Below are 13383 nucleotides of genomic sequence, written 5' to 3' on the forward strand. Positions count from 1 at the left end.
CTCAGTGGCCGAGCAGCGGCAGGCTGCGGCGGGTGTCGTCGTCCAACTCGCCGAGGGCGAGGGCGGCGAACCGGACGGCGAACGGTTGCCAGACCTCCTCGACGTCGGCCATCACCCGCTCGCAGGCGGCCACCACCAGTTCCTCGTCGTAGCCCAGCTCGGCCAGGAGGGTGGAGTCACGGGCCCATTCGGCGATCATCGCGGTGTCGCACTCGATGTGGAACTGGAGGCCCCAGGCCCGGTCGCCGAGCCGGAACGCCTGGTGCGGGTAGCGGGTCGAGGCGGCCAGCAGGGTCGCGCCCCGGGGCAGCTCGGTGATCTCGTCGGAGTGCCACTGGAGCACGTCCGGGATCAGCGGCACGTACCGGAACAGCAGGTCACTTTCGGCGGCGTCACGCCGGCCGACCACCCCCGGGCCCACCTCGGGGCCGGACGGGCTGCGCTCCACCAGGCCGGCGTGCGCGGTGGCCAGCAGTTGCGCGCCGAGGCAGACGCCGAGGGTCGGCACCCGGTGGCGCACCGCCTTGCGCAGCAGCCCCTCCAGCTTCGGGAACCAGGAGGCCCCGGGCGTGCCGTCGGGCGTCGGGTAGGCCCGCTGGTCGCCGCCGAGCACCACCAGCGCCACGTACCCGTCCAGGTCGTCGGGGAGGTCGTCCCCGGCGTGCGGACGCAGCACCCGCAGCTCCAGGCCCCCCTCCACCAGCCATTCCCCCAGCCGGCGGGGGTCGTCGGTCGGGTCGTTCTCGATCACCAGTGCGGTTCCCACGCCGTCGAGGCTATCGGGTACGTCGACCGCCACCCGGAACGCCTCGGCGATAGGCTCTGCCGCTGTGATCGCCGACCACTCGTCCGTCCTGCGTCCACCCGTGCTGCGCGAGGGCGACACGGTGATGCTGGTCTCGCCGTCCGGGCCGACCCGCCCGGAACGGGTGGCACGCGGCATCGAGCTGCTGACCGGCTGGGGGCTGCGTCCGGTGGTGGCACCCCACGCGTACGCCCGACGGGGTTACCTCGCCGGTGACGACGCGCTGCGCGCCGCCGACCTGAACGCCGCCTTCGCCGACCCGCAGGTACGCGGGGTGATCTGCACCCGGGGCGGTTACGGCGCGCAACGGATCGTCGACCTGATCGACATGGCCGCCGTCCGCCGGGATCCGAAGGTGGTGGCCGGGTTCTCCGACATCACCGCCCTCCAGTTCGCGCTCTGGCGGGGCGCCCGGCTGGCCGGCGTGCACGGTCCCGGGGCGGCCTGGGTCGACCAGCGGACCCCGCTGCGTTCGGCGGAGTCGCTGCACACCGCATTGATGACCACCGCACCGGTGACCGTCGAGGCGGTGCCCGGGGAGGAGACCCATCCGGTCCGGGTCCCCGGCCGGGCGGTGGGCCGGCTGCTCGGCGGGAACCTCTGCCTGATCACCGCCACCCTCGGCACCCCGGACATGCCGGACCTGACCGGAGCGGTGCTGCTCGTCGAGGAGGTGCAGGAGCCCCCGTACAAGGTCGACCGGATGCTCACCCACCTGCGCCGCGCCGGGGCGCTGGACGGCCTGGCCGGCGTCGCGGTGGGCCAGTTCACCGACTGCGCGGACGGCTGGGACACCACCGTCGTGGACGTCCTCACCGAGCGCCTGGGCGACCTCGGCGTGCCCGTCCTCGGCGGCCTCCCGATCGGCCACGGCCCCAACCAGCTCACCGTCCCCGTCGGCACCGAAGCCACCCTCGACACCACCACCAACACCCTCACCATCTCCCCCGCCGTCCACTAACCCCCTCCCCTCCCCCTCCCGGACCCGGCCCGGTGATCAAGAGGTTTGCGGGATCGGTAAGCGCATTCCTGACCGAAACCGACCGACAGCAGCAGCGCGCCGACCGGCAGAACGAGTTCGCCGAGGCGCTGGCCAAGGAGCTGGGGGTGGACACCGACCAGGTGACCGCCGCGCTGGACAAGGTGCGCGAGCAGTACAAGGACAAGGCCGACGACAAGCACAAGGGCAAGGACAAGGGTGACCGGCCGGAGCGCCCGTCGGCCGAGGACCGGCAGGCGAAGCTGACGGAACGGCTGGACCAGGCGGTCAAGGACGGCAAGCTCACCCAGGAGCAGGCCGATGCGATCACCAAGGCCGTCGAGGCCGGGGTCTTCCCGGGCGCGGGTGACCGCGGCCACCACGGCGGCCCCGAGGGTACGCCCGACAAGTGACCCGGACGGGCACCGTCGCCCGCCCGGACACGCCCTCCCGCCCGGTCGGACACCCCACGCGGCGGTGCCCGACCGCGTCAGGCCACGACAGGCCCCTCCACCGGATCACCGGTGGAGGGGCTTCGCGTGGACGACGACAACCGCACCCGGACAGCCCGGCTCAGCGGGCGGGGGGTGGGCTGAAGACGCCGAACTGGTTGCCGGTGGGATCGAGCAGGCGGGCGTGGACGAGACCGCTCGGCGCGCTCACCGGCGGCGTCAGCACCGTCGCGCCGGCCGCCTCGGCCCGCCGGCAGGTCCCCGCCACATCGGCCACCTCGGCGTAGTAGACCGCGTAGTGCGACGCGTCGCCGCCGACGGCCCGGATCGCCCCACCGATCCCCTGCTCCCCCTCAGCCAGCGGGCGCTGCGCGGCCGGGGCGAGACCGCCCGCAGCTCCTCCACCAGGGCGTAGAGACGATCCGTCCGGTTCACCCCGACAGGCTAGACCGCAGGCCCGACAGCCTCGTTCAGGCGATGCAGGCGCAGACGATCAGAGCCGCCCCGAAGTGGGTGGCGGCGCTGACCCGGGCGGCCGGGTGCGGCTCGTCGGAGCAGATGACCTCGCCGAGCCGGCCCGGGGTGAGCAGGTCGAGCACGCCGAAGGCCAGCGCCATGACGGCCAACCCGATCAGCCCGAAGATCACCGTCGAGGCGAGCCCCTTGGCGAAGTCGTCGTAGCTGGTCAGGATCGCGGTGAAGACGATGCCGGCGACGCCGAGCTGGTTGGCGGCGAGCAGCAGCCCGGCGTTGCCGTTGCGCCGTACCCAGATCAGCTCGCGCAGCTTGCCCGGGGTGAGCACGTCGACCAGCACGAAGCCGGCCGCCATCAGCGCCACCCCGACGACACCGAACACGACGCTCTGCCATGCTCCGGTGAGCAGATCCTCCAGCACCGACGGCCTCCCGACCTCTCCGCCCGGCGCGGGTGCCGGCACGGTGATCGAGACGATAGCGGCACCGCGCCACCCCCGACAGCCCCGGACCGTCGACGGCCCCGGGCTACAGCGACAGGTAGCGCTGCCGCTCGTACGGGGTGACCTCACGGCGGTACTGCTCCCACTCGGCCCGCTTGTTGCGCAGGAAGAAGTCGAAGACGTGCTCGCCGAGCACCTCCGCGACCAGCTCGGAGCCGGCCATCACGTCGATCGCCTCGGAGAGGTTCTCCGGCAGCGCCTCGTAGCCCATCGCCCGACGCTCGTCGCTGGTCAGCGACCACACGTCGTCCTCCGCGCCGGGCGGCAGCTCGTAGCCCTCCTCGATGCCCTTCAGGCCCGCGCCGAGCAGCACCGCGAACGCCAGGTAGGGGTTGGTCGCCGAGTCCAGCGAGCGGACCTCCACCCGGGCCGAGTTCGGCTTGCCGTACGCGGGGACGCGGACCAGCGCGGACCGGTTGAGGTGACCCCAGCAGACGTACGCGGGGCTCTCGGTGATCCGGTCCGGCAGCGCCTGCGGGAAAAGCCGCTTGTACGAGTTGACCCACTGGTTGGTGACCGCGGTGTACTCCCGGGCGTGCATCAGCAGGCCGGCGATGAACGACTTCGCCACCTTCGACAGCTTCATCGGGTCGCCGGAGTCGTGGAACGCGTTGCGTTCGCCCTCGAACAGCGACAGGTGGGTGTGCATGCCGCTGCCCGGCTGGTCGGTGAAGGGCTTCGGCATGAAGCTGGCCTGCACGCCGGTGGAGAGCGAGACCTCCTTGACCACGTGCCGGAAGGTCATGATGTTGTCGGCGGTGGTCAACGCGTCGGCGTAGCGCAGGTCGATCTCCTGCTGGCCGGGGGCGACCTCGTGGTGGCTGAACTCCACCGAGATGCCGATCCGCTCCAGCGCCAGCACGGCCTGGCGGCGGAAGTCCCGCGCCACGGCGTGCGTGGTGTGCTCGAAGTAGCCGCCGGTGTCGACCGGGGTGGGCACCGAGCCGTCCTGCGGGCCGTTCTCCAGCAGGAAGAACTCGATCTCGGGGTGGGTGTAGAAGGTGAAGCCCTTCTCGGCCGCCTTCGACAGCATCCGGCGCAGCACGTGCCGGGGGTCGGCCCAGGACGGGCTGCCGTCGGGCAGCAGGATGTCGCAGAACATCCGGGCGCTCTCGCCGCTGACCCCACCCTCGAACGGGAAGACCTGGAAGGTGGTCGGGTCCGGCATGGCGACCATGTCGGACTCGAAGACCCGGGCGAACCCCTCGATGGCCGAGCCGTCGAACCCGATGCCCTCCTCGAAGGCCGCCTCCAGCTCCGCCGGGGCCACTGAGACGCTCTTGAGCGTGCCCAGCACATCGGTGAACCACAGCCGGACGAACCGGATGTCCCGCTCTTCCAGCGTACGGAGGACGAACTCCTGCTGACGGTCCACTTCCCCAACCCCTCGCCACGTACGTCCGGCACCGGTCGGCCGGTCCGTCCTGATCGCCCAGTCTTCACCGGCCTGGTTAAGCAGACGTTACGCGACCTGCCGCCGCCCGTCCTGCGGTGTCCCGACCGCCGGATCACCCGGCCCGCCCCGTGGGCCGGCACCCGGACGGCCGCAGGCCCGGAAAGGGTGGCCGTCGTCTCGTCGGAGCCGCCGGATCGACCGCCCGCCGCTGGGGCAAGATGAGGACATGCCCACCCTGCGTCTGGCCCTGTGCCAGGTCAATCCGACCGTCGGCGACACGGCCGGCAATGCCGAGCTGATCCGCGCCTGGACCCGCCGGGCCGCCGACGCCGGTGCCCAGCTCGTCGCCTTCCCGGAGATGACGCTCACCGGTTATCCGGTCGAGGACCTGGTCTTCCGCCGCTCCTTCGTCGCCGCCTCGCAGGCCGCGCTGCGCCGGCTCGCCGCCGACCTGGCCGCCGACGGCCTCGGTGACCTGCCGGTGGTGGTCGGCTACCTGGACGCCGACGGTCCGCCCCAGGTGGGCGGGGACGCCCAGCCGGGGCGGGGGGCCCGCAACGCCGCCGCGCTGCTGCACCGGGGCGGGGTGACGGCCACCTACTTCAAACACCACCTGCCCAACTACGGCGTCTTCGACGAGGACCGCTACTTCGTGCCCGGGGACACCCTGACCGTGGTGCGGGCCGGCGGGGTGGACGTGGCGCTGACCATCTGCGAGGACCTGTGGCAGGCCGGTGGCCCGTTCGCGGTGGCCCGACAGGCCGGCGTCGGCCTGGTGGTCAACATCAACGGCTCGCCGTACGAGCTGAACAAGGACGACGTCCGGCTGCCGCTGGTCCGCCGCCGGGCCGCCGAGGCCGGCGCCCCGATCGCGTACGTCAACATGGTCGGCGGCCAGGACGAGCTGGTCTTCGAGGGCGACTCGATGATCGTCACGGCCGACGGCGTCCTGCTCACCCGGGCGCCGCAGTTCGTCGAGCACCTGCTCGTGCACGACGTGGAGCTGGCCGGGGCGGGCCCGCACGCCGCCGACACCGAGGACCTGGCCGACGGGATGCGGGTGGTACGTCGTACCGTCGAGGTGATCCCGCCGGCCCCGACCGGACCGGCCGCCGACGGCGGCACGATGGCGCCGGTCGCCGACGAGGCCGAGGTGTGGCAGGCCCTGGTGCTGGGCCTGCGCGACTACGTCAACAAGAACCGGTTCCCCTCGGTGGTGCTGGGCCTGTCCGGCGGCATCGACTCGGCGGTGGTGGCGGCGCTCGCCGTCGACGCGCTCGGACCCCGGCGGGTGGTCGGGGTCTCACTGCCCAGCCAGCACTCCTCCGACCACTCCCGGGCCGACGCGGAGGACCTGGCCAAGCGGACCGGCCTGGACTACCGGGTCGAGCCGATCCAACCGATGGTGGACACCTTCCTGGCGAACATCTCGCTGTCCGGGGTGGCGGTGGAGAACCTCCAGGCCCGGGTACGCGGGGTGATCCTGATGGCGCTGTCCAACCAGGAGGGCCACCTGGTCCTCACCACCGGCAACAAGAGTGAGCTGGCGGTCGGCTACTCGACCCTCTACGGCGACTCGGTCGGCGGTTTCAACCCGGTCAAGGACGTCTGGAAGACGCTGATCTGGCGGCTGGCGAAGTGGCGCAACGCCGACGCGGCCCGCCGGGGCGAGACCCCGCCGATCCCGGAGAACTCCATCGGCAAGCCCCCGTCGGCCGAGCTGAGCCCCGGCCAGCTCGACAGCGACAACCTGCCCGACTACGACGTGCTGGACCCGATCCTGATCGGCTACGTCGACGGCGACCTGGGCCGGTCGGGGCTGGTGGAGTCCGGCCACGACCCGGCGGTGGTCGACAAGGTGCTGCGGCTGGTGGACACCGCCGAGTACAAGCGCCGGCAGTCCGCGCCCGGGACGAAGATCTCGATGAAGGCGTTCGGCCGGGACCGCCGCCTGCCGATCACCAACCGCTGGCGCGAGGACGGCGCAGGGACGGTGGGCGCTGCCTCGGTGGAGTGAAATCCTGCACTGTCGCCTGCCGTGAACCGGTCGTGCGGTGCGACGATCGCGACGGAACCCGGGGACCGCGACAGCGGCCTCGAGGAAAGGAGACAGCCATGGTGGAGTCCACCCCGACCGAGGTGACCGCCCTGTACGGCGGCCCGGCCACCCGGCGGGTCCGTACCCGCGACCTGATCGCCGCCAAGGAGCGCGGCGACCGGTGGGCGATGCTCACCTCGTACGACCAGTACACCGCCGCGATCTTCGACCAGGCGGGGATTCCGGCGCTGCTGGTCGGCGACTCGGCGGCGAACAACGTGTTCGGCTACGAGACCACCCTGCCGGTGACGGTCGACGAGTTGCTGCCGCTGGTCCGGGCCGTGGTCCGGGCGACCCGGCAGACGCTGGTCGTCGGCGACCTGCCGTTCGGCTCGTACGAGGAGGGGCCGACGCAGGCGTTGCGGACGGCGGTGCGGTTCATGAAGGAAGGCGGCTGCCACGCGGTGAAGCTGGAGGGTGGCCGGCGCTGCGCCGACCAGATCGCGGCGATCACCGGGGCGGGCATCCCGGTGATGGCGCACATCGGCTTCACCCCGCAGAGCGAGCACACCCTGGGCGGCTACCGGGTGCAGGGGCGCGGCGACACCGCCGACGAGGTGCTCGCCGACGCGCGGGCGGTGGCCGGGGCGGGCGCGTTCGCGGTGGTGCTGGAGATGGTGCCGGGCGACGTCGCCAAGCGGGTCACCGCCGAGCTGGCGATCCCCACCGTCGGTATCGGGGCCGGCCCGCACACCGACGCCCAGGTGCTGGTCTGGCAGGACATGGCCGGGCTGCGTACCGGTAAGGCGCCCCGGTTCGTCAAGCGCTACGCCGACCTGGCCGGAGCGTTGACCGAGGCGACCCGGCAGTTCGCCGACGAGGTGCGGGGCGGGGACTTCCCGGCCGCCGAGCACACGTTCTGACCGACCCGGGGCGGTGGGCGGTGAAACCACCGTCCACCGCCCCGCACGGGCCACCGCTGGGCCGTCGCCCCGCAGCACGGGCCGCGCCCCCGCACAGGCCGACGCTCCGTCCGGACCCGGGCTGCCGCATGCCCTGGTGGAGTCGCGCGCCGGGACGGGCAACCGCGGATCGGAGATAGCCGCTAGGGTTCCGCCTGTGGATCATGTTCGCTTGTCAACTGTTCTCCTGACCTGTGTCTCCGTGCTGGCCCTCGCGGCATGCAGCGGGGAAGCAGCGTCGACGACGGCCGCGCCGTCGGCCACCGCCTCCGCCGCTGCTCCGTCAGCCTCCCCCTCCGCTGCGGTCTCCTCGGCCGCCGGCTCCCCGGCCGCTGCCGCCGACCCGGCTGCCGACAAGAAGCTCTGCGAGGCGGCGAAGAAGATCGCCGAGGAGACGAAGGCCGATGTGGTGAAGGCCGCGATGTCGGGTGGCGACCCGACGCCGGCGATGAAGAAGGCCTACTCGGAGATGGCGACGGGGCTGGCGAAGGCCACCACCGGCACCTCCGGCAGCGAGGCGGCCACCGCGCTGAGCGCGTTCGGCGCTGCGGCCGGCAAGGTGGCGACCGCCCCGGACATGGACGCGGCAGCCAGTAAGCCCGAGTTCCAGAAGACCAGCGCGATGGCGAACAGCGCCTGCAAGAAGGCTGGCGTCAACATCAATTTCTGAGCCGTGCCCGCCGGTCGTACGCGGTGAGATCTTGGAGGAACCGGGCCCCACCCCGGGTGCCCTTCTCTTCCAAGATCCCACCGCGGGACGAGAGCGGACGGCCGCTCAGAGGTCGGTGACCCGGATGCCGGCGTGCGCCTTGTAGCGCTTGTTGATGGCGATCAGGTTGGCGGTGAACGCCTCGATCTGGTGGGCGTTGCGCAGCCGGCCGGCGTAGATGCCGCGCATGCCGGGAATCCGGGCGGCCAGCGCGCCGACGACGTCGACCAGTTCCCGTTCCTCGGTGCAGATCAGCACGTCGAGGTCGATCCGGTCGACCTCCGGGTCGGCCAGCAGCGGCGCGCTGACGTGGTTGAACGCCGCACAGACCCGGGAGTCGGGCAGCAGCGCCGCGGCCTGCTGCACGGCGCTGCCCTCGGCGACCGGCAGGGCGTACGGGCCCTGCTTGTCGAAACCGAGCGGGTTGACGCAGTCGACCACGATCTTGCCGGCCAACGGCTCGGCCAGCGCGGCGACGGTGGCGGCGTGCCCGTCCCACGGCACCGCGATCACCACCACGTCGCTGCGGCGGGCCACCTCGTCGTTGCCGGCGCCGGTCACGTCGACCCCGACGGGCATCCGGGGCAACGCGGCGATCTCCGCCGCCGCCTCGGCGGCCCGTTCGGCCGAACGGGACCCGATCAGCACCTGCTGACCGGCTCGGGCGAACCGGTAGGCCAGCCCCCGTCCCTGGTCGCCGGTGCCACCGATGATGCCGACGGTCAGCCCGGACACGTCGGGGAGGATGCTCGCGTCGTATGCCATGCGGCCATCCTCGCAAACCGCCCGTGTCCCGAGCAGCACGAGGCGCTGTGACCCTGACCGCCGGCCCGGGACACCCGGCCTGCGGCGACCGCGCCGGATTCGGCGACCGCGCCGCCGGACCACGCCGAACCCCGGCCAAGCCCGGTCGAGCCCGGTCGAGCCCGGTCGAGCCGAACCCCGGCCGAGCCGAACCCCGGCCGTGACGGGCCGGAGCGGACCGGGTCGGGCGGGTCAGGGCCGGGCGAAGAGGACCTTGCGGCCGACCGGGTCGGCGGTGACCAGGCGTACGCTGACCCGCTCGCCCAGCGGCAGCTCCCCGGTGCAGCGGGCCCGGACCGGCGGGTCGTCCAGCGCCACCGTCCCGCCGGGGATCCGGCCGGGTTTCGACTGGCCGTTCGGGGGCGCGTCCACGTCCAGCACCGCCGCCGCGAACGTCTCCCCCACCCGGTGCTCCAGCAGCACCGCCTCGGCCAGCTCGATCGCGCCCCGGGTGGCCGCGCCCGCCGTCCGGTCGGTCGAGGCCATCACCTCCGGCAGCCTGGACAGCGCCGACCGGGCCCACTCGGGCACCGGCCGGCCCTCGTACAGGGCCAGGCAGACCTCGGTGGCGTACCGGTCGGCCAGCCGGCGCAGCGGGGCGGTGACATGGGCGTACGCGGCGGCCACCCCACCGTGCTCCGGTTGCTCGGGCAGTTCGCCGTCGAACGCCGTGTACGCCGCCCCGCGCATCAGCTCGGCCGCCTGGTCGACGAAGGCGGCGGCCCGGGGCTGCGAGGCGTCCAAACCGGCCAGCACCTCGCCCACCCGTACCCCGTCCGGCCAGTGCACGCCCAGCGGGGCCGCCGCCGCGCGCAGCCGGGCCACCGCCTCCGGCTTCGGCGGCGGCATGGTGCGCAGCAGCCCGACCCGGCCGGCGAGCATGATGTCCGCCGCCGCCATCCCGGTCAGCAGGGAGATCTGGGCGTTGTGGTCCTCCATCGGGCCGGGGCCGCGCAGCACCAGCCGCCAGCCGTCCCCGTCGGGCTCGACGTCCTGCTCGGGCAGCGGCAGGTTGACCGCGCCCCGGCGCAGGCCACGGGCGGTGAGCAGGGCACCGATCTCGGGCAGCAGCGCGATCGGCTCGGGCAGTCGCCCGGCGTCGGCGGCCACCTGCACCCCCGCGTAGTCCAGCTTGGCGCGGCTGCGGACCCGGGCGCGTTCCAGCCCGACGGCGACGGTGGCCCCGTCGGCGTCGAGGTCGATGGTCCAGAGAACCGCCGCCCGGTCGACGTCGGGCAGCAGGCTGGCGGCCCCCTCGCTGAGGGTGTGCGGATGCAACGGCACGTTGCCGTCGGGCAGGTAGACGGTCTGCCCGCGCCGCCAGGTCTCCTCCTCCAGCGCACCGTCGGGACGGACGTGGGCGGCGACGTCGGCGATGGCGTACCGCACCCGGTAGCCGCCGGGCCGGCGACTGAGGTGCATCGCCTGGTCCAGGTCGCGGGAGGCGGCCGGGTCGACCGTGACGAACGGGACGTCGGTACGGTCGACCGCAGCGGGCAGCGGGGCGCTGGCCGCCTCGTCCGCCTCACGCTGCGCCGCGACCGGGAAGCCGTCAGGCAGTCCCCACTCGCGGCGCAGCGCGCCGAAGTCGATGCGGGGCGCGAGCACACGTCGGATGACCACGGGTCAATCCTGGCAGCGTGCCGCGTGATCCGCTCTCCGGCAGGCGGGCGACGGTCTCCGTACGGTCAGCCGGTGGCCTTCCGGGCGCGGGACCGGGCGCTGGCCGGTGCGGTGGCCCGAGCCGCCGCCGTACGGGCGGGGGCCTTGCGGGCGGTGACCTTCTTGGCGGTGACCTTCTTGGCGGTCGTCTTCTTCGCCGCCGCCTTGCGGGTCGTCGTCGTGCTCGCCTTCCTGGCCGGGGCCTTCTTCGCGGTCGACTTCGACGCGGGCGCCGTCTTCGCGGCGGCCTTCCGGGCCGGTGCCTTCTTCGCCGCCGTGGACTTCCTGACGGTCGTCGTCTTCTTGGCCGTAGTGGTCTTCTTGGCCGCGGCGGTCTTCTTCGCCGCGGTGGTCTTCTTCGCCGCCGCGGTCCTGGCGGTCGCCGTGGTCTTCTTCGCCGCCGTGGTCTTCTTCGCCGGCGCCTTCCTCGCGGGTGCCTTCTTGGCCGCTGCGGTCCTGGCGGTCGCGGTGGTCTTCTTCGCCGCCCCGGTGATCTTCCGGGCAGCGGCGGTGGTCTTACCAGCGGCCTTCTTCGCCGCTGTCTTCTTCGGCGCGGACGCCTTCTTGGCGGTGCTCCTGGACGCCGGCGCCTTCTTCGCCGTCGACTTCGACGCGGGGGCCTTCTTCGCGGTGCTCCGGGACGCCGGCGCCTTCTTCGCCGTGGTGGTCCTGCTGACCGCCGTCTTCCTGGCCGTGGCCGTGCCGGCGGCCGGGGACCGGCCCGAGCCGGCACCCGCCGCTTTCGCCGTCGCCCGGCCGGCCAACGCCTTGCGGGCCGGTGCCGTGGCCGTGGTGGAGCGGCGGGCCGCGGCGCTCCGGGTCGCGCCTGCGGTCCGCTCCGCCGCGGCGGTCTTCGTCGCGGCCGGGCGGGTGGTGGCCTTTCTTACTTCGGCCATCTCGTTCCCTCCTTGGGGACATGCTCCCGCGTGCCTCCTCACGGAGGCACGGAGTCCTCGACGCGGGCCGTCCCGCGCCGTTCAGTTGCCCTCCCCGGCCCAGCGGGCATCCTCGGCCTCCCACGCCTCGTTGCGCTCCTGCACCTTCTGCAGGGCGTTCTCCGCGTCGGCAGCCGAGGGATACGGTCCGAGAACGTGCTTGGCAGGGCACACGTCGGCATCGGTCTCGACCCGGTGGTGTCGGGTGCACCAGTAGTAGTGCGCACCACTTCCGCTGTCGTTCATGAGATCACTGTGCACCGGGCGCAGCCCGGCCGCCACCGGATCGCCGCAATTGGTCGCGACCACATCCACAGTAGACGTGCTCGGACGCCTCGGAGGCAGAACCGCGAAATCGGTCCCGACCGGCACGGGAGCGGCCGTACACCGCCCTGCCCCGGGTCGGATCGGGTGAACCGAAAGGCCGGTGGTACGGCCCGGGGACCACCGGCAGAATCGGCCATCGTGATCACGACGGGAACGTGTCCGCGCTGCGGGGCGGCGACGGTGTCGGTGCGCCAGGCGATGCCCTGGTGTGCGGGCTGCGAGTGGAACCTGGACGGCTACGACCCGGGTCGACGGGCACCCGAGTTCGGCTGGGCCTGGGTGGATCGGCGCACCTACCGGATCGCCGCCCGGCTGACTCGTCAGCAGTACGCCGCCCTCGTCGGGCGTCCGTTGGAGTCGGCCGGGTTGGGGCCGGCGGGGGTGGCGGCGGCGATCGGCGCACCCGTGCCGCAGGTGATCGGGGTGGACGGCAGCTTCAACGCGTACTCGACGTCGGTGGGGTTGCGTCGGCGACGGGTGCTCTGCCTGGGACTGCCGCTGTGGGGTGCCCTCGACGGGGCGGAGCGCGTCGCGTTGGTCGGCCACGAGCTGGGCCACTTCGTCAACGGCGACGTACGCCGGCTGCTGATCACCCAGCCCGCACTGACGATGCTCGGCGACGCCGCCGAGCTGTTCCGGCCGGCTCCCGGCGGCAGTGCCGGCGGGTTGCTGGAGATGATCGGTGACGCGTTGGGGCGGGCGATGTCATGGGTGCTGTCCAAGCTGCTCTTCGGCGGCCATCTGCTGCTGGTGTGGACGGCGTTGCGGGACAGCCAGCGGGCCGAGTACCTGGCCGACGAGCTGGCCGCCCGGGTGGCGGGCAGCGCCGGGGCCCGCGGCCTGCTCGACGTCCTGCTCAGCGGCGAGTCGGTGGCGCTGGTCGTGCGGCAGGCGTCCCGGGGCGGGCAGGGGCCCCGGGCGTGGCGGGAAGGGACGGCTCGGGCCCGGACGGCGGCGGCCGAGCGGATGCCGCTGGTGCGCCAGTTGTCGATCCGGGAACAGGTGTCGCTCTTCGCGTCACACCCGCCCGCCGGGCTGCGCCATCAGATGCTCACCGCCCGCGCCCGGCACGAGCCGCGGGTGCTGCTGAGCGAGAGCCGAATGGAGCGGATCGACGCGGAGTTGACCCGACAGTACGAGGGAGTGGCTCGGATCGTCGCCTGGTCCGGTTGAGCCCTCGCCCGTGGTGTTCAGGCGGGGGCGGGGGCGGGGGCGGGGGCGCGTCCACCGGCTCGGCGCGTGCCGTCCGGGTCACCCGGATCGGCGCGGACGGCGGTGGGGCCGGCGGGGTTTGGCCGCGGTGGTCACCAGATCGGAGAATTCTGCCCTTCCACCCC

The 13383-nt window shown here is 73.2% G+C and carries 13 protein-coding genes; 7 read left to right on the forward strand and 6 right to left on the reverse strand.

The features are described 5' to 3' along the window. Window position 1: 1 nt before the first annotated feature. Window positions 2-766, reverse strand: coding sequence for a type 1 glutamine amidotransferase (locus tag ACIG87_RS09300; protein WP_396849647.1), 765 nt, complete (start codon window positions 764-766; stop codon window positions 2-4). A gap of 124 nt (window positions 767-890) precedes the next feature. Between ACIG87_RS09300 and ACIG87_RS09305 the strand changes: the two genes are divergently transcribed. Beyond that, window positions 891-1766: an LD-carboxypeptidase gene (locus ACIG87_RS09305; protein WP_396849722.1), complete on the forward strand. Its 876-nt coding sequence runs from the start codon at window positions 891-893 to the stop codon at window positions 1764-1766. A 35-nt stretch (window positions 1767-1801) separates the two neighbouring features. Next, complete coding sequence (locus ACIG87_RS09310) at window positions 1802-2197, forward strand: hypothetical protein (RefSeq protein ID WP_396849724.1); 396 nt, start codon at window positions 1802-1804, stop codon at window positions 2195-2197. Window positions 2198-2357: 160 nt separating this feature from the next. Here ACIG87_RS09310 and ACIG87_RS09315 read toward each other — a convergent pair whose 3' ends face one another. From ACIG87_RS09315 to glnA, 3 genes are all read right to left on the reverse strand, one after another. Then, window positions 2358-2597 (reverse strand): VOC family protein, encoded by a 240-nt coding sequence (locus tag ACIG87_RS09315; protein ID WP_396849725.1) that lies wholly within the window; start codon window positions 2595-2597, stop codon window positions 2358-2360. Window positions 2598-2706: 109 nt separating this feature from the next. Continuing rightward, entirely contained in the window at window positions 2707-3132 is a 426-nt protein-coding gene (locus ACIG87_RS09320) for a DUF350 domain-containing protein (RefSeq protein WP_396849649.1), read from the reverse strand. Window positions 3133-3238: 106 nt separating this feature from the next. After that, window positions 3239-4588, reverse strand: coding sequence for a type I glutamate--ammonia ligase (gene glnA, locus ACIG87_RS09325; protein ID WP_396849650.1), 1350 nt, complete (start codon window positions 4586-4588; stop codon window positions 3239-3241). A gap of 247 nt (window positions 4589-4835) precedes the next feature. On the opposite strand from glnA, the gene ACIG87_RS09330 reads away from it, so the two are divergent. From ACIG87_RS09330 to ACIG87_RS09340, 3 genes are all read left to right on the forward strand, one after another. Beyond that, window positions 4836-6626 carry an NAD+ synthase gene (locus tag ACIG87_RS09330; RefSeq protein WP_396849651.1) on the forward strand — a complete coding sequence of 597 codons (1791 nt, stop codon included), beginning with the start codon at window positions 4836-4838 and terminating at the stop codon, window positions 6624-6626. A gap of 98 nt (window positions 6627-6724) precedes the next feature. Then, window positions 6725-7570 carry a 3-methyl-2-oxobutanoate hydroxymethyltransferase gene (gene panB / locus ACIG87_RS09335; RefSeq protein WP_396849653.1) on the forward strand — a complete coding sequence of 282 codons (846 nt, stop codon included), beginning with the start codon at window positions 6725-6727 and terminating at the stop codon, window positions 7568-7570. 211 nt (window positions 7571-7781) lie between these two features. After that, window positions 7782-8279, forward strand: a complete 498-nt coding sequence (locus ACIG87_RS09340) for a hypothetical protein (protein WP_396849655.1) — start codon at window positions 7782-7784, stop codon at window positions 8277-8279. Window positions 8280-8384: 105 nt separating this feature from the next. Here ACIG87_RS09340 and npdG read toward each other — a convergent pair whose 3' ends face one another. After that, complete coding sequence (gene npdG, locus ACIG87_RS09345) at window positions 8385-9083, reverse strand: NADPH-dependent F420 reductase (protein WP_396849657.1); 699 nt, start codon at window positions 9081-9083, stop codon at window positions 8385-8387. A gap of 231 nt (window positions 9084-9314) precedes the next feature. Beyond that, entirely contained in the window at window positions 9315-10745 is a 1431-nt protein-coding gene (locus ACIG87_RS09350; protein ID WP_396849659.1) for an RNB domain-containing ribonuclease, read from the reverse strand. 72 nt (window positions 10746-10817) lie between these two features. Here ACIG87_RS09350 and ACIG87_RS09355 point away from each other — a divergent pair, with 72 nt between their 5' ends. Both ACIG87_RS09355 and ACIG87_RS09360 read left to right on the forward strand, forming a co-directional pair. Continuing rightward, complete coding sequence (locus ACIG87_RS09355; RefSeq protein WP_396849661.1) at window positions 10818-11936, forward strand: hypothetical protein; 1119 nt, start codon at window positions 10818-10820, stop codon at window positions 11934-11936. 248 nt (window positions 11937-12184) lie between these two features. Next, on the forward strand, window positions 12185-13219 hold the full coding sequence (locus tag ACIG87_RS09360; RefSeq protein ID WP_396849662.1) for a M48 family metalloprotease: 1035 nt from the start codon (window positions 12185-12187) through the stop codon (window positions 13217-13219). The last annotated feature ends 164 nt before the right edge of the window (window positions 13220-13383 follow it).

Origin of the sequence: Micromonospora sp. NPDC051925, from assembly GCF_044548625.1 — a bacterium.
Classification (GTDB): domain Bacteria; phylum Actinomycetota; class Actinomycetes; order Mycobacteriales; family Micromonosporaceae; genus Micromonospora.

Coding starts and splice junctions, on each gene's coding strand:
- ACIG87_RS09305 (WP_396849722.1), top strand. CDS start 891: ATGCTGGTCTCGCCGTCCGGGCCGACCCGCCCGGAACGGGTGGCACGC.
- panB (WP_396849653.1), top strand. CDS start 6,725: ATGGTGGAGTCCACCCCGACCGAGGTGACCGCCCTGTACGGCGGCCCG.
- ACIG87_RS09330 (WP_396849651.1), top strand. CDS start 4,836: ATGCCCACCCTGCGTCTGGCCCTGTGCCAGGTCAATCCGACCGTCGGC.
- npdG (WP_396849657.1), bottom strand. CDS start 9,083: ATGGCATACGACGCGAGCATCCTCCCCGACGTGTCCGGGCTGACCGTC.